A 19,446-nucleotide genomic window follows, 5' to 3' on the forward strand; every position below is an offset into this window, starting at 1 on the left:
GAGCCCGGTCACTGGTCGGCGAGCAGCTTGTTGCACTCGCCGACGGCGGCATCGAGGGCCTCCGGCGACGTCTTGTCGCCCGTGATCGCGGCCGCGAGCTGCTGGTTGATGACGGTGGTCATCGCCTCGCTGATCTCGACCGGCTGCAGGACCCGCGCCGTGGTGAGGTTGCTGAACGCGATCGCCTTGGCGTCGCCCTGCGGCGTGCCGTCGCTCTGCGCGAGGTCCGGGTTCTCCTGCGAGGCCGCGGTGGACGGGAAGACGCCCGGCACCTCGGCCGAGAACGCCTCCTGGTTGACGGCGTTCGTGACGAACCGGGCCAGTGCCACCGCTGCCGGCAGGTTCGTGGACGTGCTCGAGACCGACAGGCCCTGGACGTACAGCGGCGTGGCGCCCATGTACGGCGAGGAGGCGATCTTGCCCTCCAGCTCCGGGTTGTTCTCCAGCACGCTGTTGATGAAGTTGCCGCCGCCCGTCGACCAGGCCACCTTGCCCTCGGCGAAGAGCTGGCTGTTGCCCAGGTAGGCGTCCGTGAGCACGTCGTCGGGCATGAGGCCCTCGGCGTACGCGTCCCGGTAGACGTCGAGCAGAGCGGCCGCCTCGGGGGTGTTGAACGTGAACTTGGTGCCGTCGTCGGACAGCACGGGGATGCCGGCAGCCGCGAAGTCGCCCACGCCGGGCTTGCGGCTCATGAGGTACCCGCCGGTCGCGTGGTGCATGATCCGCGCCTGGGTGACGAGCTCGTCGAGGCTGGTCGGCGGCGCGGCCGCGTCGAGCCCCGCGTCCTGGAACATCGCGCTGTTCCAGTAGTTCAGGTCCGTGGTCAGGTACCACGGGAAGCCGAACGTGCCCTCGAGGCCCGCGTACCGGTAGGCGGCCAGCGCACCGGGCACGTAGGTGTCCTCGAGCGTGTCGTCGACCGTCGTCAGGTCGGTGAGCAGGCCCTCCCGGGCCAGCGCCAGCGCGAAGTCGGGGGGCAGGTTCGTGACGTCGGGCAGCTCGCCCGCGGCGGCCTGTGCGAGCACCGTCTTCGAGTAGCCGTCGCCGGGCTGGTCGAGCCACGTCACCTCGGTACCCGGGTACTCCCGTTCGAAGTCGGCGATGACGCCCTCGACGTACCCGGTGAAGCGGGGCTTGAGCGACCAGGTCTGCAGCGTGACCTCGCCCGTCACGTCCTGCGCGCCACCGTCCGGATCCGCCGCACCCCCGCCGTCGAGGGTGCAGCCGCCCAGGGCGGCCAGTACGGCCAGGGCCGCTCCCGCGACCCCGAACCTCGTGATGATCATGGACAGTTCCTTCCGGCAGAGGCTTCGTCGCGTCTGGGGTCGATGTCGCCGCTGCCGAGCCTACGGGCGGCAGGGTGCCCGGACGTGCCGGGCCGGCAGCTCACCCGGGTGAACTGCCGGCCCGGCCAGGCGGGTGCTACGCCAGGGCGAAGCGCAGCGTGCGCACCTCGAACGGGCTCAGCTCGACGGTCACGGCGCCGTCCGCCGTGACGTCGACGGCGCCGCCGTCCACGTCGTCCTCGATGAGGCTGACCGTCCGGGCACCGCTCACCGGTGCCGCCACCGTCACGGTGCCCGACGCGCGGCGGCCGTGGGCCTCGTAGACGCGCACCACGAGGTCGCCCGACCGGTCGTCGGCCAGCTTGACGGCCGACAGCGTCGCGCCGCCGGACACACCGACCAGCGGCTCGAAGCCCGCCGCCCCGCGCAGCTCCCGCGGCCGCGCGCCGAAGGTCGCGCCCGCCTCGGTCGCCACGGCGGTGTCCGCGCCGACGACCAGGCCGTACCGGTGCGTCTGGAGGCCCTGGTCGGTCTCGGGGTCGGGGAACCGCGGCGCCCGCAGCAGCGAGAGCCGCACGGTCGTCGTCACCTCCGGCACGCCCGGCGCCGGTGCCACGCCCTGCTCGGACACCTCGCGTGTCACGTCGTAGGCGTACGACGAGTCGTTGACGAGCCCGACGCCGAAGCCCGGCTCCTGCGCGAGCAGCCACTTGTGCATGGAGGTCTCGAACTTGGCGGCCTCCCAGCTCGTGTTGGTGTGCGTGACCCGCTTGTGGAAGCCGAACTGGGTCTCGGCGGCCACGTGCTCAGCGCGCACGTCGAGCGGGAAGGCGACCTTGAGGAACTTCTCGGTCTCGTGCCAGTCGGTCCGCAGGTCCACCTCGAGGGTGCGGCTGCCCGGCGCGAGCGTGATCACCTGGTCCAGGCTGGACGCCGAGAACTGCCGGTGCACCGTCACCACGGCCACGCCGTCCTCCACGGCGCCGGTGACCTTCTCGGCCTCGCGCAGGTCGGTCACCGAGTTGCGGTAGAACCGGTCCACGTCCCAGGCGTCCCACTTGTTCGGGAAGTCCTGGTGCAGCTGCAGCACGTTCGCCTCGCGACCGGGCGCCACCGCGTCGCGGCCGGAGGCCAGGTCGACGGCGGACGTCACGTGGCCCGCGACGTCCAGCGTGATCCGGACCAGCTCGTTCGCCAGCACGTACCCGCCGTCGGGCAGCTCGCTCAGGGTGCTCGACGCCGCCTCCGGGGCGGACGCCGGGGCCACGCCGAGGGCCGGCACGCCCGCCTGCGCGAACACCGCGGGGTTGGCCCGCAGGGCCACCTCGCCGTCGCCGACCAGCGTCCGCAGGGAACGCTCGATGATCGCCTGCGCCCCCTCCGTGATCGCCGCGTGCTGGGCCACCGCCTCGCGGTGCACCCAGGCGATGGACGTGCCGGGCAGGATGTCGTGGAACTGGAGCAGCAGGACCTGCTGCCACAGCGAGTCGAGCTCGTCGTAGGGGTAGTCCGCCCCGGTCCGGGCCGACGCCGTGGCCGCCCAGGCCTCGGCCTCGACCAGGAGCTGCTCGTTGCGGCGGTTGCCCTGCTTGGTCCGGTGCTGCGAGGTCAGCGTCGCCCGGTGCAGCTCCAGGTAGAGCTCGCCCACCCAGACAGCGCTGTCATCCGTCCCCGACGCGACCAGCTCCGCGCGGGCGCGCTCGAAGAACGCGTCCGGGTGCTCCCAGCGCACCTTCGCGCTGCCCTCGAGGCTCGCGAGCCGCTTGGCCCGGCCGGTCATCTCGCGGGTGGTGCCGCCGCCGCCGTCGCCGTAGCCGACGGGCGCGATCGAACCCGTGGCGCGCCGCGACTCGCGGAACTGGCGGGTCGCCTTGGCGAGCTCCTCGCCCGAGAGCTGCGAGTTGTAGGTGTCCATCGGCGGGAAGTGCGTCAGCACGCGCGACCCGTCGATGCCCTCCCACCAGAACGTGTGGTGCGGGAAGACGTTGACCTGGTTCCAGGAGATCTTCTGCGTGAAGAACCAGTCGAACCCGGCGCGGCGGACGAGCTGCGGCAGGGCCGGCGAGTAGCCGAACGAGTCCGGCAGCCACACGCCGTGCGACCGCCGGCCGAACTCCCGCTCGAAGAACCGCTGCCCCTGCGAGAACTGGCGCACCAGCGCCTCGCCCGACGGCATCACCGTGTCGGACTCGACCCACATGCCGCCCAGCGGCAGGAACCGGCCGGACGCCACGGCCTCCTTGACCCGGGCCCACACCTCGGGCCGGTGCTCCTTGACCCACGCGTACTGCTGCGCGGACGACATGCCGTACACGAAGTCGTCGGTGCGGCCGATGAGGTCGGCCATGGACGACGTCGTGCGCGCGACCTTGCGGATCGTCTCGCGCACGGGCCACAGCCAGGCGGAGTCGATGTGGGCGTGGCCGACGGCGGAGATCTCGTGGGCGCTGTGCTCGGCGGGGCTGGCGAGCACGTCCGCGAGCGCCGCCCGGGCCGCGGCGGCGGTCTCGGGGATGCGCTGCAGGTCGAGCACGTCGAGGGCGTCGTCGAGGGCCTGGAGCACGCGCATGCGGCGCGGTCCGGTGGGCAGCTCGGCCTGCAGCTCCAGCAGCACCTCGACGTCGAGGGCGAGGTCGTGCACCTCGGACTCGAAGATCGCCAGGTCGATGCGCCGGGTCGTGTACAGGGGGTGCGGGGACGAGGTGGCGGTGTCGCCCTCCGTCGTCCGCTCGAACACGTTGTGCCCCAGCAGCACGGGGTTGGACGCCGCCTCCAGGTAGAGCTCGACCCGCTCGCCGCCGGCCGCGGCGTCGGCCACGGGCACGTGCTGGTTACGGGGGTTGATCGACTTCACCGGGCTGCCGTCCGGCGTGTAGACCAGCGCCTCGGCCTGGAACCCGGTCCGGTCGACGTCGAAGCCGAGGTCCACCACGGCCTCGACGGTGCGCCCGGCCCACTCGGCGGGCACCGTGCCCGTCAGCCGGAACCAGGTGGTGCCCCAGGCCGGGCCCCACGGGGTGCCCAGCTCGTACGGCTGCATCGCGAGGGCCAGGCCCTCGGCCGGCGGGATCGGCTCCCCCGGCAGGGCGTGCCACTCGACCTCGAGCGGGACCGACGTCTCGTGGACCGCGGGCCAGATCCGTTCGGTCAGCACCCGGTGCGCGCGCCCGGTGGTCAGTGTGATGTCGTCGTGCATCGAAAGGGCCTCCCGTGTTTCACCGTTGAACGCACGCAGGCTAACCCAGACTCACGCCGTCGTCCGGAGGGCGTTCGGCAGGTGTCGGACGCCGCATCCGGTGGGCGTCCGCACCCCCGGGGGGATGAAAGGATGGTGCCCATGAGCACGAGCGACGAGACACTCACCGGAACCGACGCCCCGGTGGGTTCCGACCAGGCCACGCGGGACATCGCGGAGGTCGCCGCGGTCGAGGTCATCACGACCGCCGCCGTCCACCTGATGAGCGCCGCGGCGGTCAAGTGCGGGCTGGCCGAGGGCGACGACGCCGAGGAGCTCAAGGACCTCGACGAGGCGCGCAAGCTGATCACGGCGCTGGCCGCGCTCGTGGTCGCGAGCGCGCCCGACATCGGCAACCAGCACGCCCGCTCGCTGCGTGACGGCCTGCGCAGCCTCCAGCTCGCGTTCCGGGAGGCGTCGGTGATCCCCGACGCGCCGGGCGAGGGTCCGGGCGAGAAGTACACGGGTTCCGTCGTCTGATGACCGAGGCTCCCGTCGAGGCGGTACCGGAACCGGGGCGGGCGCCGCGGCCCCGTCGGGGTGGTTCTCGGGTGCTCGCCATCGTGCTGGTGGCGACGATCGCCGTCGGCGCCTATCTGTGGCTGACGACGGTCCGCTGGCAGCGCACGGCCTCCGACTGGGAGGCCGAGGCGCACGGCTACGCCGACGAGGTCGCCTCGCTGCGGATGCAGCTCGACGGCGCGAACGCCGAGCTGAAGGCCGCGCGGGACCAGCTCTCCACGGCGACGTCGCGGATCACGGACCTCGCGAACGAGAAGGCGCAGCTCGGTGACGAGAACGTCGCCTCGCAGCAGTACCTCGACTACCAGACAGAGGTCAGCGCGGCCGCCGCCACGGTGGCCTCGGCGCTGGGGCAGTGCGTGTCGGGGCAGGAGCAGCTCGTCGGCTACCTCAAGGAGGCCGACCAGTACGAGCCCGCGGACCTGGCCCGCTACGAGCGGGAGGTCAACGCGCTGTGCGCCGATGCGGAGGACGCCAACGAGGCCCTGCAGCGGGAGCTGCGCCAGTGAGGTGGAGCGCCCGTTCGCGCGCCTTCCTCGCGGGGCTCGTCCTGACCGGGGCGCTGGGCGGGTGCGGCGTGCTGCCGCCCCTGCCGGACCCCGTGCCGAGCGACATCGTGCCGTCCACGCCGGTGGACCTGTCCCCCGCGGCCGGCGGGGACGCGCTGAGCCCGGACGGGTTCGACGCCGTCGAGCGGATGGCGGTCCGGATCCGCAACGTGGGATGCGAGGAGCTGTCGACCGGTTCGGGCTTCGCGATCGACGAGCACACGCTGATCACCAACAAGCACGTGGTCGCGGACTCGAAGGACCTCGAGGTCAGCACCTACGACGGGCACGACATCACCGTCGGCGCCACGTCGACCGCGGGCCTCGCGGACCTCGCGGTGGTCCGCACGACCGACCCGCTGCCGTCGCACCCGGAGCTCGCGGAGGCCGACCCGGAGCGCGGCGACCCCGTGACCGTGGTGGGCTACCCCGCGGGCGGCGAGCTCACCGTCACCGAGGGCGAGGTCATGGGCACCACGCGGGACCCGCTGAACGCCAACCTCGGCGAGGTGCTGCTCACGGACGCCCCGGTCGAGCCCGGGTCGTCCGGGTCGGCGGCGCTGGACGACCAGGGCCGGGTGATCGGCGTCGTCTATGCCAAGACGGCCGACGACAACAGCCTGCTGGTGCCGCTGTCGACCCTCCAGGACATGCTGGCCGACGACACGGCGTTCACGCCGGCCAAGGGCTGCTGAGCGGGCTGCTCAGCGGGCCGCGCCGATGCGGAGCTCCAGGGAGTCCACGCGTGCGGAGATCACCTCGGACGCCGCCAGGCGGGCGTTGACCTGACCCAGCACCGCGTCGAGCCCGGCCCGGTCGAGGCCCGGGTCCAGGGCGAGCACCACGGCGACCTCGGCCTTGCGGCCGGGCTCGGCGTGCGCCCGCACGACGTGCTGCACGGGTGCGGCGGCGACCGCCACCTCGGACGCGACCTCGGGGTCGACGGCGAGCCCGTCCTCGTGCGGCACCAGGGCGGGCTGCCAGGGCTTGCCCTGCGCCAGCGCCCACACGGCCGGGCGCGGGACCAGCGCCGTCACCGGCCCGGCGGGGTCCACGACGATCAGCGCCCAGTTCTCGTTGACGGCCGACAGGGCGGCGCGGGCCGCCTCGACCGGGACCGGCCGGGCGTCGGCACGCCACGCCTGCATGGTCGCCACGGAGGTGAAGACCGGCAGGGCGCGGCGGCCGTCCGGGGCCTCCAGGGCCACGACGCCGGAGGACGCCTCCTTGTCGACGGTCAGCCCGTCCGGGTTCTGCTCGACGGCGCCGGCCTCGGCCAGCACCGGCACGAGCACGCGGGTCTCGGCCAGCCGGGCGACGACGTCGCGCAGCGGGACCGTCCCGGTCGAGTGGCCCTCCAGCAGGCGGGTCAGCTCGGCGTCGGCCGAGCCGTCGTCGCCCGCGAACTGGCTGGACGGCTGGATGGACTTCACTCGGCGGCCCCCGGCCGCCCCGCGACGTCGAGCGCCTCGGGGAGCGTGAAGGCGCCCGCGTACAGGGCCTTGCCGACCACGGCGCCCTCGATGGTGCCCAGGGCGCGCAGCGCCCGCAGGTCGTCGAGCGAGGAGATGCCGCCCGAGGCGACGACGTGCGCGGGGGTGCGCGCGGCGACGTCGGACAGGAGGTCGACGTTGGGGCCGCGCAGCGTGCCGTCCTTGGTCACGTCGGTGACCACGTAGCGGGCGCAGCCGGCCTCGTCGAGGCGGCCGAGGACCTCCCAGAGGTCGCCGCCCTCCTTGGTCCAGCCGCGCGCGGCGAGGGTGGTGCCGCGCACGTCGAGGCCGACGGCGACGCGGTCGCCGTGCTCGGCGATGACCTTGGCCGTCCAGGCCGGGTCCTCCAGGGCGGCGGTGCCGAGGTTGACGCGGCGGGCGCCGGTGGCCAGCGCGCGCTCCAGCGACTCGTCGTCGCGGATGCCGCCCGACAGCTCGACCTGCACGTCCAGCTCACCGACCACCCGGGCGAGCAGCTCGGCGTTGGACCCGCGCCCGAAGGCGGCGTCGAGGTCCACGAGGTGGACCCACTCTGCGCCGCCGGACTGCCAGTCCAGGGCGGCGGTCAGCGGGTCCCCGTACGAGGTCTCCGAGCCGGCCTCCCCCTGGACGAGGCGGACGGCCTGGCCGTCGGCCACGTCGACGGCGGGCAGCAGCACGAGTCGGTCGGTCATGTCTCTCCAAGTCTGAGTTTCTGTCTGCGTCGGGTGCTGGGTATCGGTGGGCTGAGCGGTGTCTGCGCAACCCATACCCAGCACCCGACGGGTGGGGCTAGGCGAGGGAGGTGAGCCAGTTCTCCAGGAGCTGGGCTCCCGCGTCGCCGGACTTCTCGGGGTGGAACTGCGTCGCCGCCAGGGGCCCGTCCTCGACCGCCGCGACGAACCGGCCGCCGTGGTCGGCCCAGGTGACCCTCGGGGGCGTGAACCGGCCCACCGCGTTCTCGTCGTACCCCTTGGTAAACGTCTGGGCTGCGTACGAGTGCACGAAGTAGAAGCGCTCGTCGGCGATCCCGGCAAAGAGGGCGGAGCCCTCCGGCGCCTCGACCGGCGACCAGCCCATGTGGGGCACCACGTCGGCGTGCAGCCGCTCGACGACGCCGGGCCACTCGCCAATGCCGTCGGTGCGCTCGCCGTGCTCCACCCCGGCGTCGAACATGACCTGCATGCCCACGCAGATGCCGAGCACGGGACGGTTGCCGGCCAGGCGCCGGCCGACGACCTCGTGGCCGCGCACCGCCGTCAGACCCGCCATGCAGGCGGCGAACGCGCCGACGCCGGGCACGACCAGGCCGTCCGCGTCCTGCGCGAGGGCCCGGTCCGCGGTCAGCGTCACCTCGGCGCCCACCCGCTCCAGGGCCCGGACGGCGGACCGGACGTTGCCGAAGCCGTAGTCGAGGACGACGACGCGCGCGCCCACGGTCAGATCCCGTCCTTGCTGTCCGGACCCGTCTCGCCCTTGCCCATGCTCTTACGGGCCTTGCGTGCGGCGGCGGTCAGCATCCGCATCGCCTTGAACTTGCTGATCGAGTCCGAGCCGACGACGCCCTCGATGTCGGCCACGGCCGTAGCACCGGTCAGCAGGTCGACGACGTTCTCGGGCGCACCGCCCAGCACGAGCCCCGGCGCGAGCTCGTCGCCGCGGACGCCGTCGGCGAACCGGACCGCCGTCATCTGCTCGCCCGTGCGGGTGACCAGCACGAGCGGGACACCCCGCACGAGCTGCGAGATCGCCGCGGCGGCCTGCTCGGGCGCGTCGCCCGACCGGTCCCGCAGCACGCCGACCGCGCCGACCGAGGTCGGCACCGCGTCCAGGTCGAGCTGGGCCAGGGAGCTGGCCGCCGCGAGCGGCTCGGCGCCGGCGATCTGGGTGATGATCGCGGCGAACTCGGGCTCCCCGGTGCCGGTCAGGGAGGACAGGTCGTCGGGGATCTCGAGGTTGTCGAGGTCGAAGTCGGGCAGGTCGTCGCCGGCCGGCGTGCTGCTGTCGGACCCGTCGTTCGCGGGCCTGGGGCTTTCGGACATGGCTGCTAGAGCGCACCCTTCGTGGACGGGATGCCGTCGACGCGGGGGTCGACGGCCACGGCGGCGCGTAGCGCACGCGCCAGCGCCTTGAACTGAGCTTCGACGATGTGGTGGGGGTCGCGTCCGGAAAGCACGCGCACGTGGAGGCAGATGCCCGCGTGGTGCGCGATGGACTCCAGCACGTGCCGCGTCAGCGACCCCGTGAAGTGACCGCCGATGAGGTGGTACTCCTGGCCCGCGGGCTCGCCCTCGTGCACCAGGTACGGCCGGCCGGAGACGTCCACGACCGCCTGGGCGAGCGCCTCGTCGAGCGGCACGAGCGCGTCGCCGAACCGGGAGATGCCGGCCTTGTCGCCGAGCGCCAGGCGCAGCGCCTCGCCGATGCTGATCGCGACGTCCTCCACCGTGTGGTGGGCGTCGATGTGGGTGTCGCCGGTCGCCTGCACGGTGAGGTCGATCAGCGAGTGCTTGCCGAGCGCCGTCAGCATGTGGTCGTAGAACGGCACGCTCGTGCTGATGTCGGTGCGCCCGGTGCCGTCGAGGTCGAGCTCGACCAGCACCTTCGACTCGGACGTGGCGCGCTCCACGCGGGCTGTCCTGCTCATGCCTGTTCCTCCCCCTGCTCCCGCAGTACCTCGGTGAGCGCCGCGCGGAACGCGGCCATCTCGGACGACGTGCCGATCGACACCCGCAGCCAGCCGTCCGGGCCGGTCTCGCGGATGAGGACCCCGCGGTCCAGCAGACCCTGCCACACGGCGTGCCGGTCGCCGAACGTGCCGAACAGCACGAAGTTGGCGTCGGTGTCCGCGACGTCGAACGGGAGGCCGTCGGGGAGCCGCTGCTCGCGCAGCCAGGCGACCGTGGCGTCCCGTTCGGCGCGCAGCGTGGCGACCTGTGCCATCAGCGACTCGCGGTGGCGCAGCGCAGCGCCGGCGGCGGCCTGCGTGATGGCGCTCAGGTGGTACGGCAGGCGCACGATCCGCAGGGCGTTCACGAAGTCGGGCGACGCGACCAGGTAGCCGAGCCGCGCACCGGCCGCGGCGAACGCCTTGGACATCGTGCGCGAGACGGCCAGGTTCGGGTACCGCTCCAGCAGCGCGACCGCCGACGGCGTCCCGGGGCGCCGGAACTCCGCGTAGGCCTCGTCGACCACGACGACCGGGCGCGCGCCGTCGAGGTCGACACCGAGCGCCGCCTCGCAGATCGCCTCGACGGTGGCCGTCGGCAGCGCCGTGCCGGTCGGGTTGTTCGGGCTGGCCAGCAGAATCACCGACGGGCGCACCTCGCGGATCTTCGCGGCGGCGTGCGCCGGGTCGAGCGTGAAGTCGTCCTCGCGACGGCCGACCACCCAGGTGGTGTGCGTGTCGCGCGCGTACTCCGGGTACATCGAGTACGTGGGCGCGAACGACAGCGCGGTGCGGCCCGGGCCGCCGAAGGCCTGCAGCACGTGCAGCATGACCTCGTTGGACCCGTTGGCCGCCCAGACGTCGCAGTGGTCGAGGCGCACCCCCGTCTCCAGGGTGAGGTAGTCCGCCAGGTCCTGGCGCAGGACCGTGGCGTCCCGGTCCGGGTAGCGGTTCATCCCGCGGGCGGCGCGGGCCACGTCCTCGGCGATGGTCGCGACCACGTCCTCGCTGGGCGGGTACGGGTTCTCGTTGACGTTCAGCAGCACCGGGACGTCGAGCTGCGGCGCGCCGTACGGCTCCTCGTCCGCCAGCTCCGGGCGCAGCGGCAGCCGCACCGAGGACGCCGTGGCGCTGCCCCCCGCGCCCTGCTGGTCGACGGTGTTGGTCATCACCGCACCAGTCTACGAACCGCACGACGCGGACCCGGCACCCGTCCGCCCACCGGGCGGGTGGCGCTGGTCACCGCACGCCCAGCACGAACGGGTACACCGCCGCCGCGCCGGCCTGGCGCAGCAGCCGGGACGCCACCGTGAGGGTCCAGCCCGAGTCGGTGTAGTCGTCCACGAGCAGCACGGACCGGCCCGGCAGACCCCGCAGCGCACCCTCGCCGAGCTGGAGCTGCAGGCGCCGGGCCACGCCGGCGAGCCGCATCGCGGAGTTCACGTCGTGCCGGCCCGGCTCCTCCTGCCCCGCGACCGGGCCGACGGCACCGATCATCGGCACGCCCAGGTACTTGGCCAACCCGGTGGCCAGGTGGAAGGAGAGCTGGGGCCGCCGGATCGAACGGACCGCAACGACGGCCTCGATCACGAGCGGGCCGGGCTCGGCCCCGCCCGGGGCGTCGCCGCCGTCGGCCTCGCCGTTCTCCACGGGCAGGCGCAGCGCGGGCCACTCGTCCAGGACTCGTGCGGCGGCCCGGCGCAGCGGCACGGGCAGCTCGGCGTCGTTCGCGTTCGGGGCGAGCAGGTCCCGCAGCGGTCCGGACCAGCCGAGGCCGTCGAGCCGCGCGACGGCCCGGCCGGGCTCAGGGAGCTCGGCGGGCGGGATCTTGCCCTTGAGGTCCAGACCGATCGAGGCCAGGCCCGTGGGCCACATCTTGCGGGGCTCGACCTCCATGCCCGGACGGTCCATCTCGGCCCGCGCGGCGGCGACGGCCTCGGCGTCGGGCGCCTCGGGCAGCGCCATGGTGCCGCAGCGGTCGCAGCGCCCGCACTCCCAGCCCGGGGTCAGGTCGGGGTCGTCGAGCTGGGCGCGCAGGTAGGCCATGCGGCAGCCCGGGGTGTTCACGTAGTCGACCATCGCCTGCTGCTCGGCGGCCCGGGTCGCCGCGACGCGCGCGTACCGTTCGGCGTCGTACGACCAGGGCTGCCCGGTCGCCTCCCAGCCGCCCTTCACCCGCCGGACCGCGCCGTCGACGTCCAGCACCTTGAGCATGGTCTCCAGGCGGGAACGGCGCAGGTCCACCTGTGTCTCCAGCACGGCCGTGGACATGGTGCCGCCGCCGGCCAGGGCGTCGAGCGTGGCCCGCACCTGTCCCTCGGCGGGGAACGCCTGCTCGCCGAACCACTCCCAGATCGCCTTGTCCTCGGTGCCGGGCAGCAGCACCACCAGCGCCTGGTCGACGCCACGGCCCGCGCGGCCCACCTGCTGGTAGTACGCGATGGGCGACGACGGCGCGCCGAGGTGCACCACGAACGCCAGGTCCGGCTTGTCGAAGCCCATGCCCAGCGCGGACGTCGCGACGAGCGCCTTGACGTCGTCGTTCTTGAGGTCGGCCTCGAGCTGCTCGCGCTGCGCCGGCTCGGTGCGGCCGGTGTACGCGGCCACCGCGAGGCCGTAGCCGCGCAGCTGCTCGGCCACCTGCTCCGCGGCCGAGACCGTGAGGCAGTAGACGATGCCCGACCCCTCGATGTCCTGCAGCGCCTCGGCCAGCCAGGCCACCCGGGTGGGCTGGTCGCCGAGCTCGAGGACCGCCAGGTGCAGCGACTCGCGGTCGAGCCCGCCCCGGAGCACCAGCACGTCCTCGCCGGCGTCCGCGTCGCCGTGCACGGCGAGCTGCTCGGCCACGTCGGCCGTGACGCGCTCGTTCGCGGTCGCCGTGGTGGCCAGCACGGGGATGCCAGCGGGCAGGTCGGCCAGGAGCGTGCGGATGCGCCGGTAGTCGGGGCGGAAGTCGTGGCCCCAGTCCGAGATGCAGTGCGCCTCGTCGATGACCACCAGGCCGGCGTCGGCCGCCAGGCGCGGCAGCACCTCGTCGCGGAAGCCGGGGTTGTTCAGGCGCTCCGGCGAGCACAGCAGCACGTCGACCTCGCCGCGCGCGATCGAGGCGTGCACCTCGTCCCACTCGGTCATGTTGGCCGAGTTGATCGTCACGGCCCGGATGCCCGCGCGCGAGGCGGCGGCGATCTGGTCGCGCATGAGCGCCAGCAGCGGCGAGACGATCACGGTGGGGCCGGCACCCCGGGCCCGGAGCAGGCGGGTCGCCACGAAGTACACGGCCGACTTGCCCCACCCGGTGCGCTGCACCACGAGCGCCCGCCGGTGGAACGCCGCGAGCGCCTCGATCGCCGTCCACTGGTCGTCGCGCAGCCGCGCGTCGTCGCGGCCCACCAGCTCGCGCAGCGCGGCCTCTGCCTCCTCGCGCAGCGAGGCGCCGGGCGAGGCGGCCGGGACCGCGCGGGCGGCCGGGGCGGCCTCCGCGGCATCGGCCTCGTCCACAACCGGTGCGTGCTCGCCCGGCTCCGCCGCCTCCGGCGCGGCCACGTCCGGCTCGGCGGGCGGCCACCGGCGGACGGGCGCCGCGGCCGCGACGCCGCCGTCGGGCAGCAGGCCCCGCAGCATCTGCAGCTTCGCCGCCTGTGCCTCCGGGGTGTTGCGTGCCGACGGGGGCAGCCCCGGGTCACCGATGTCGGTCAGGTGGGCGTCGTCGGGCGGCTCCTCCATGGCGAAGGGGAGGTCTGCGAAGGGGTCCTTGGTCACGTCATCGATCCTAGGAGCAGCCACCGACACCGCGAGCCGGTTATCCACAGCCGCCGCGCTCGGCACACTATTCGACCGACGATCCCGACGTCGTCTCCGCGCGCGCCGCCGCGTCGTCCGGCATCCCCGTCGAACCCACCGACGCCGCGAGCGACGCGAGCAGCGCCAGCCGCTCGCCGCTCGGCGAGTCCGGGGCGGCGTGCAGCAGCACGACCATCTGCCGGTCGGTGCCCGTGATCGACAGCTTCTCCATGTCGAGCTCCAGCTCCCCGACCTGGGGGTGCAGCATGCGCGTGACGTGCGGCCTCCCGAGGTTCACGTCGTGCCGCGCCCAGAGCGTGCGGAACCGCTCCGAGGCGAGCGAGAGCTCCCCGACGAGCCGTTCGGGGCGCTCGTCGTCCGTGTCCGTGCCGACCGCCTCGCGGAACCGGGCGACGATCTTGGGCGCCACGTCGGGCCAGTCCGGGTGCATCGCCTGCTCGGCGGGGTCGAGGAACAGGTCGCGGAGCCGGTTGCGGCCCACCCGGAGGGTGGGCGACAGGGCCTCCGCGAGCCGGTTCACCGCGAGCACGTCGAAGTAGCGCCCCTCGACGTACCCCGGGATGCCCACCCGCTCCAGGAGCCGCAGCGTCCCGGCGGGCACCACCTCGCGGCGCGGCCGACGACGCCGCCTGCGCGGCGCGGGTGCCGCCAGGTCCAGCAGGTGCCGCGTGGCCGGTTCGTCCAGGAGCAGCACGCGGGCCAGCGACTCCAGCACCTGCGCCGACGGGTTGCGGTCGCGGCCCTGCTCCAGCCGCAGGTAGTAGTCGGCGCTGATGCCCGCGAGCAGCGCCACCTCCTCGCGGCGCAGGCCCGCCACGCGCCGCACGCCGCCCTCCGGCAGCCCGACGTCGGCGGGCCGCACCAGCTCGCGGCGCGCCCGCAAGTACTCGCTCAGCTGGGTCTCCCTGCTCATGCCCACCACCGTAGGCCGGGCGGCACGCGCGTGCCTGGTCCCCGTACTCCCAGGATCGTCCGGGCACTGCCTGTCCGCGCCGGGCCGCCGCACGGTGGAGCCATGAGCACACAGACACTCCCCGGCGGCACCTTCACGCTCGCCGACCACCTGACCCTCAACCGCGTCGGCTACGGCGCCATGCAGCTCGCCGGCCCCGGTGTCTTCGGCCCGCCCGCAGACCGCGCGGCGGCCGTCGCCGTCCTGCGCGAGGCCGTCGCGCTCGGCGTCAACCACATCGACACCGCCGACTTCTACGGCCCGCACGTCACCAACGAGATCATCCGCGAGGCCCTGCACCCCTACGCGGCGGACCTGCACATCGTCACCAAGGTGGGCGCCGTGCGCGACGCCGAGGGGCACTGGGTGTTCCGCCGCGAGCCGGACGAGCTCCGGCGTCAGGTCGAGCAGAACCTCGAGCACCTCGGCCTGGACCGGCTCGACGTCGTGAACCTGCGCGTCGGCGGGTTCGAGGCCCCGGAGCCCGGGTCGCTGGCGCCGCAGTTCGCCGCCCTGGCCGCGATGCGGGACGAGGGCCTGATCAGCCACCTGGGCGTCAGCACCGTCACGGCGGAGCAGGTCGCCGAGGCGCAGACGATCGCGCCGGTCGTGGGCGTGCAGAACATGTACAACATTGCCAACCGGCACGACGACGCGCTGATCGACTCGCTGGCCGAGCAGGGCATCGCCTACGTGCCGTACTTCCCGCTCGGCGGCTTCTCGCCGCTCCAGTCGGCGGAGCTGAACGCCGTGGCGGCCCGGCTGGGCAGCACCCCGGCCGCCGTCGCGCAGGCCTGGCTGCTGCAGCGCTCGCCGAACATCCTGCTGATCCCCGGGACGTCGTCGGTGGCCCACCTGCGCGAGAACGTCGCGGCGGCCGGGCTCCCGCTGCCCGCCGACGAGGTGGCCGTGCTGGACGCGATCGGCGCCTGACACCCGCGCCCGGACGGCGCACGGACGGCGCCGGGCGGGCGGACCCCCAGGTCCGCCCGCCCGGCGCCGTCGTCCCTACCGGCCCTGCAGGGCCTTGACGTTGTCGGCGAAGGTCCAGCCGCGCGACCCGTCCCAGTTGATGGACCACGTCATGAGGCCCTTGAGCGCCCCGTTGTACGAGCCGTACGCCTGCGAGACGAGCGCGGGCGCCATGTACCCGCCGCCCGCGCCCTGCTGGGCGGGCAGCCCGGGCACCTGCTTCTCGTACGGCACGCGGATCGTGGTGCCCTGGATGACGAGCCCGTCGTCGAGGCAGTCGGTCTGGGCCTGGAAGCCGGCCACGGTCCCGGCCGCGTACGAGTTGCCGGAGCAGTCGTACATCGAGCCGTTGTAGTACTGCATGTTGAGCCACCAGAGGCGCCCGTTGTCGGCGTACTTCTTGATGATCGGCAGGTAGGAGCCCCAGATCGAGCCGTAGGTGACGCTGCCGCCGGTCACGTACGCGGTCTCGGGCGCCATCGTCAGGCCGAACCCGGCCGGCATCCCGGCGAGCACCCCGTCGATGATCCGGATGAGGTTGGCCTGCGACGTCGAGAGCTGCGTGATGGAGCCGCTGCCCGTCAGGCCCGTCTCGATGTCGATGTCGATGCCGTCGAAGTTGTACTCCCGCAGGATCGGCACGATGGTGGCGACGAACCGGTCGGCCACGGCCTGGGAGGACAGGTCGATACCCGCGGTGGCGCCGCCGATCGACATCAGGATCGTCAGGCCGGCCTCCTTGGCGGCGCACATCTCCTCGGGGCTGGGCACCTGGACGCCGGAGTCCATGCCGTCCTCCCACAGCACCGTTCCGTCGGAGCGGATCACCGGGAACGCCAGGGTGGCCACGTTGTAGCCGTGCTGCGTGATGCGCGAGTCGGTGACCGGGATCCAGCCGAGGCCGGGGTGCACGCCGTTGCTCGCGCCGTCCCAGTTCTCCCAGTAGCCCTGCAGCACCTTGCCCGACGGGCGCGGGCGCTGGCTGCAGTCCGTCGGCGTCGGCTCGGGGTCGGGCGTCGGGTCGGTGGGGTCGGGCGTGGGGTCGGGCGTGGGATCGGTCGGGTCAGGGTCGGGCTGCGTGGCGCACGCGCCGTCGTCCGACCAGAGGCTGGGCGTGGTGTCCGGGCTCCAGCCCGCGCCCACGTACGCGGTGTGCGCCACGAGGGCCGTGTAGGCCCGGCCGCGGTGCGTCACGTGCGCGCCGGCGGCATAGGAGCTGCCCTCCGCCCAGGCGGACGCCGCGCAGTCGGCGGCCGCGGCCTGGGCCACCGGCCCGGCCTGCGCGACGACGACCGGTATGGCGAGTCCGGTGACCAGCAGGGCGGTGACTCCCGCCGCCAGGAACGATGTACGCCGTCTCATGGCACTCCTCAGGACCGTGGTGTGTCGCCGTGGCATTTGTCAGGAACGCTAGCCAAATGCCGGACCCCCGGGAATACGGGGAACCCACACCCCGACCACACGGCGACGCCGGGCACTCACCCGCCCCGACCTAGACTCGCGGCGTGATCCGACTCAACCCCGAGCAGCTCGTCTTCGTCACCGAGCGCCACCTCGCGACCCTCACCACCCTGCGCCCCGACGGGACGCCGCACGTGGTCCCGGTGGCCTTCACCTGGGACGCCGACGCCGGGGTCGCGCGCATCACCACGAACCGCGCGTCGTTCAAGGCGCGCCACTCCGCCCCGGGGCCCGACGGCGGGGAGCCCCGCGCCGCCCTGTGCCAGGTCTCCGGCGGCCGGTGGATCACGCTGGAGGGCACGATCGCCGTCAGCGAGGACGAGGCCGAGATCGCCGACGCCGTCGCCCGCTACGCGCGCCGCTACCGCGAGCTGGGGCCGAACCCGGAGCGCATCGTGCTGCGCGTGACGGTCGACAAGGTGATGGCGTCGACGTACATGGCGTCCTGACGCTCAGCCGACGACCGCTGCCACCTCGCCCGCCGGCATCAGCACGCTGACGCGGTCGCCGCGCACGAGCTGGCGGCCGCGGCGCGTCTCGACCTCGCCGTTGACCCGCACCTCGCCGTCGGCGATCAGGTCGCGGGCCTGCGCGCCGTCCTCGGCGAGGTCGGCGAGCTTCAGGAACTGACCCAGGCGGATGACGTCGTCACGGATCGGGACCTCGGGGACGTTCGACTCAGAGTTGGACACCACATCATTGTCTCCCGCCTGCCGCCATAGACTGGCCGGGTGATCCAACGTATCGACCTGCGCGGCCGGTCCCTGGGCCGCCGCGCCCTCCTCGACGTCCTGCCCAGAGCCGAGGTCGGGGTGGACGAGGCCGTCCATGTGGTCGAGCCCCTGCTGCGCCAGGTCCGGGAGGGCGGCGCGGCCGCCCTGCGCGAGATCGCGCTGCGGTTCGACGGGATCGCGCCCGAGCACCTGCGGGTCCCCGCGTCCGCCCTGGCCGACGCGCTCGACAGCATTACCCCGCTGGTCCGCGCCGGCCTGGAGGAGTCGATCCGCCGCGTGCGCCGGGTGCACGCGGAGCAGCTTCCGGCCAACCACGTGACGGAGCTCGCGCCGGGCGCCGTCGTGCGGCAGCGCTGGATCCCCGTGCAGCGGGTCGGCCTGTACGCGCCGGGCGGCCTGGCCGTATACCCGTCGTCGGTGGTGATGAACGTCGTCGCCGCGCAGGAGGCGGGCGTGCCCGGCCTGGCCGTGGCGTCCCCGCCCCAGAAAGACAACGGGGGCCTGCCCCACCCGACCATCCTCGCGGCCTGCGCCCTGCTCGGCGTCGACGAGGTCTACGCCGTGGGCGGCGCGCAGGCGGTCGCGATGTTCGCGTACGGCGCCGCGGGCAGCACGGAGCAGGACGGCACGACCCTGTGCGAGCCCGTGGATGTCATCACCGGCCCGGGCAATGTGTACGTCGCCGCGGCCAAGCGGCTGGTGCGCGGCGTCGTGGGCATCGACGCCGAGGCCGGGCCCACGGAGATCGCCGTCCTCGCCGACGGCACCGCCGACGCCGGGCACGTGGCCCTCGACCTCATCAGCCAGGCCGAGCACGACCCCATGGCGGCGTCCGTGCTGGTCACCGACTCGGTGGAGCTCGCCTCCGCCGTCGAGGCGCGGGTCCAGGACCTCGCGTCGGCCACCAAGCACGCCACTCGCGTGGCGCGTGCCCTGGACGGCCCGCAGTCGGCGATCGTCCTGGTGGACGACATCGACGCGGGGCTCGCCGTGGTGAACGCGTACGGCGCGGAGCACCTGGAGATCCAGACGGCTGACGCCGCCCGGGTGGCGTCGCGCGTACACAGCGCGGGCGCGATCTTCGTGGGCCCGTGGTCGCCGGTGTCGCTGGGTGACTACATGGCCGGGTCCAACCACGTGCTGCCGACCGGCGGCACCGCGCACTTCGCGAGCGGCCTGGGCGTGCACGCCTTCCTCAAGTCGGTGCAGCAGATCGAGTACACGCGCGACGCGCTCGAGGAGCTCGCCGACCGCATCGTGGCCGTGGCCAACGACGAGGACCTGCCCGCGCACGGCGAGGCCGTGCGCGGACGGTTCCACTAGCTCGTCAGGTCAGGCCCCCGGGCGCGGCGCGCGCAGGTGCGCGCGCTGCGCCAGCTCCGACTCGGCCACCAGCTCCAGCATCGGCTTGCCCGGGGCGCACATCATGGTCACCACGAACTCGGTCCGGGCGTCGTCCAGGGCGTTGCCGTCCTGGTAGTGGATGACGTCGCCGCCCGGCTCCCAGAACGTCCCGCCGGCCTCGACGACCCGCTCGGGCTCGCCCTCCAGCTCGAACCGGACCGCGCCCTGGATGACGTACCCGAAGGCGGGCCCGGAGTGCCGGTGCGGCGGGGTGCCCGCGTCGCCCGGCTCCCACTGGACGTGCACGGTCATCGCCGAGGCGCCCTCGGGGATCGTGATCGGCGACGCGTCCTGCAGCATCGTGGCCGCCGTCATCCAGCTCGCCACCGGCCCGGAGTGCTCGCCGGCCTGGTGCAGGTGCTCCGCGTGGTTCTCAGTCATGGTGCTGCGC

At 73.8% G+C, this 19,446-nt stretch carries 19 protein-coding genes; 6 read left to right on the plus strand and 13 right to left on the minus strand.

Going from position 1 to position 19,446, the window contains the following annotated elements:
- Positions 1–8: 8 nt before the first annotated feature.
- A complete protein-coding gene (locus tag ACIPN7_RS23840; RefSeq protein WP_400548287.1) occupies positions 9–1,286 on the minus strand; it encodes an extracellular solute-binding protein in 1,278 nt (425 codons plus the stop codon).
- Between the two features lie 136 nt (positions 1,287–1,422).
- Positions 1,423–4,482: an alpha-mannosidase gene (locus ACIPN7_RS23845; RefSeq protein ID WP_400548290.1), complete on the minus strand. Its 3,060-nt coding sequence runs from the start codon at positions 4,480–4,482 to the stop codon at positions 1,423–1,425.
- 141 nt (positions 4,483–4,623) lie between these two features.
- Here ACIPN7_RS23845 and ACIPN7_RS23850 point away from each other — a divergent pair, with 141 nt between their 5' ends.
- Genes ACIPN7_RS23850 through ACIPN7_RS23860 form a run of 3 tightly spaced genes read left to right on the plus strand, consistent with a single transcriptional unit; the run spans position 4,624 to position 6,286 of the window.
- A complete protein-coding gene (locus ACIPN7_RS23850) occupies positions 4,624–5,001 on the plus strand; it encodes a DUF1844 domain-containing protein (protein ID WP_400548293.1) in 378 nt (125 codons plus the stop codon).
- Positions 5,001–5,552, plus strand: coding sequence for a hypothetical protein (locus ACIPN7_RS23855; protein ID WP_400548296.1), 552 nt, complete (start codon positions 5,001–5,003; stop codon positions 5,550–5,552). Before ACIPN7_RS23850 ends, ACIPN7_RS23855 begins: the two co-directional genes overlap by 1 nt.
- Positions 5,549–6,286 (plus strand): S1C family serine protease, encoded by a 738-nt coding sequence (locus ACIPN7_RS23860; RefSeq protein ID WP_400548299.1) that lies wholly within the window; start codon positions 5,549–5,551, stop codon positions 6,284–6,286. Before ACIPN7_RS23855 ends, ACIPN7_RS23860 begins: the two co-directional genes overlap by 4 nt.
- A 9-nt stretch (positions 6,287–6,295) precedes the next feature.
- On the opposite strand, the gene ACIPN7_RS23865 is transcribed toward ACIPN7_RS23860, so the two are convergent.
- From ACIPN7_RS23865 to ACIPN7_RS23900, 8 genes are all read right to left on the minus strand, one after another.
- Positions 6,296–7,024, minus strand: a complete 729-nt coding sequence (locus ACIPN7_RS23865) for an SseB family protein (RefSeq protein WP_400548302.1) — start codon at positions 7,022–7,024, stop codon at positions 6,296–6,298.
- A complete protein-coding gene (gene priA, locus ACIPN7_RS23870) occupies positions 7,021–7,758 on the minus strand; it encodes a bifunctional 1-(5-phosphoribosyl)-5-((5-phosphoribosylamino)methylideneamino)imidazole-4-carboxamide isomerase/phosphoribosylanthranilate isomerase PriA (protein WP_400548305.1) in 738 nt (245 codons plus the stop codon). The genes ACIPN7_RS23865 and priA overlap by 4 nt, the downstream gene beginning before the upstream one ends.
- A gap of 97 nt (positions 7,759–7,855) precedes the next feature.
- Positions 7,856–8,500, minus strand: a complete 645-nt coding sequence (hisH, locus tag ACIPN7_RS23875; protein ID WP_400548308.1) for an imidazole glycerol phosphate synthase subunit HisH — start codon at positions 8,498–8,500, stop codon at positions 7,856–7,858.
- A gap of 2 nt (positions 8,501–8,502) precedes the next feature.
- Positions 8,503–9,105 carry a hypothetical protein gene (locus tag ACIPN7_RS23880; RefSeq protein ID WP_400548311.1) on the minus strand — a complete coding sequence of 201 codons (603 nt, stop codon included), beginning with the start codon at positions 9,103–9,105 and terminating at the stop codon, positions 8,503–8,505.
- 5 nt (positions 9,106–9,110) lie between these two features.
- Positions 9,111–9,710, minus strand: coding sequence for an imidazoleglycerol-phosphate dehydratase HisB (gene hisB / locus ACIPN7_RS23885; protein WP_377250375.1), 600 nt, complete (start codon positions 9,708–9,710; stop codon positions 9,111–9,113).
- Positions 9,707–10,900, minus strand: coding sequence for a histidinol-phosphate transaminase (locus ACIPN7_RS23890; RefSeq protein WP_400548751.1), 1,194 nt, complete (start codon positions 10,898–10,900; stop codon positions 9,707–9,709). The genes hisB and ACIPN7_RS23890 overlap by 4 nt, the downstream gene beginning before the upstream one ends.
- Positions 10,901–10,970: 70 nt before the next feature.
- A complete protein-coding gene (locus tag ACIPN7_RS23895; RefSeq protein ID WP_400548315.1) occupies positions 10,971–13,490 on the minus strand; it encodes a RecQ family ATP-dependent DNA helicase in 2,520 nt (839 codons plus the stop codon).
- 67 nt (positions 13,491–13,557) lie between these two features.
- On the minus strand, positions 13,558–14,445 hold the full coding sequence (locus ACIPN7_RS23900; protein WP_400548318.1) for a helix-turn-helix domain-containing protein: 888 nt from the start codon (positions 14,443–14,445) through the stop codon (positions 13,558–13,560).
- A 102-nt stretch (positions 14,446–14,547) separates the two neighbouring features.
- On the opposite strand from ACIPN7_RS23900, the gene ACIPN7_RS23905 reads away from it, so the two are divergent.
- Positions 14,548–15,417 (plus strand): oxidoreductase, encoded by an 870-nt coding sequence (locus ACIPN7_RS23905; protein WP_400548321.1) that lies wholly within the window; start codon positions 14,548–14,550, stop codon positions 15,415–15,417.
- Between the two features lie 75 nt (positions 15,418–15,492).
- On the opposite strand, the gene ACIPN7_RS23910 is transcribed toward ACIPN7_RS23905, so the two are convergent.
- A complete protein-coding gene (locus ACIPN7_RS23910; protein ID WP_400548324.1) occupies positions 15,493–16,818 on the minus strand; it encodes a carbohydrate-binding protein in 1,326 nt (441 codons plus the stop codon).
- A 143-nt stretch (positions 16,819–16,961) separates the two neighbouring features.
- Between ACIPN7_RS23910 and ACIPN7_RS23915 the strand changes: the two genes are divergently transcribed.
- Entirely contained in the window at positions 16,962–17,366 is a 405-nt protein-coding gene (locus tag ACIPN7_RS23915; RefSeq protein ID WP_400548327.1) for a pyridoxamine 5'-phosphate oxidase family protein, read from the plus strand.
- A gap of 3 nt (positions 17,367–17,369) precedes the next feature.
- Here the strand turns inward: ACIPN7_RS23915 and ACIPN7_RS23920 are convergent, their stop codons facing one another.
- Positions 17,370–17,612, minus strand: a complete 243-nt coding sequence (locus ACIPN7_RS23920) for an RNA-binding S4 domain-containing protein (protein ID WP_400548330.1) — start codon at positions 17,610–17,612, stop codon at positions 17,370–17,372.
- A gap of 36 nt (positions 17,613–17,648) precedes the next feature.
- Between ACIPN7_RS23920 and hisD the strand changes: the two genes are divergently transcribed.
- On the plus strand, positions 17,649–18,974 hold the full coding sequence (hisD, locus tag ACIPN7_RS23925; RefSeq protein ID WP_400548333.1) for a histidinol dehydrogenase: 1,326 nt from the start codon (positions 17,649–17,651) through the stop codon (positions 18,972–18,974).
- A 9-nt stretch (positions 18,975–18,983) separates the two neighbouring features.
- On the opposite strand, the gene ACIPN7_RS23930 is transcribed toward hisD, so the two are convergent.
- Positions 18,984–19,436: a cupin domain-containing protein gene (locus tag ACIPN7_RS23930; protein ID WP_400548335.1), complete on the minus strand. Its 453-nt coding sequence runs from the start codon at positions 19,434–19,436 to the stop codon at positions 18,984–18,986.
- Between the last annotated feature and the right edge of the window lie 10 nt (positions 19,437–19,446).

The sequence above is a fragment of the Promicromonospora sp. NPDC090134 genome (genome assembly GCF_044746965.1).
Classification (GTDB): domain Bacteria; phylum Actinomycetota; class Actinomycetes; order Actinomycetales; family Cellulomonadaceae; genus Promicromonospora.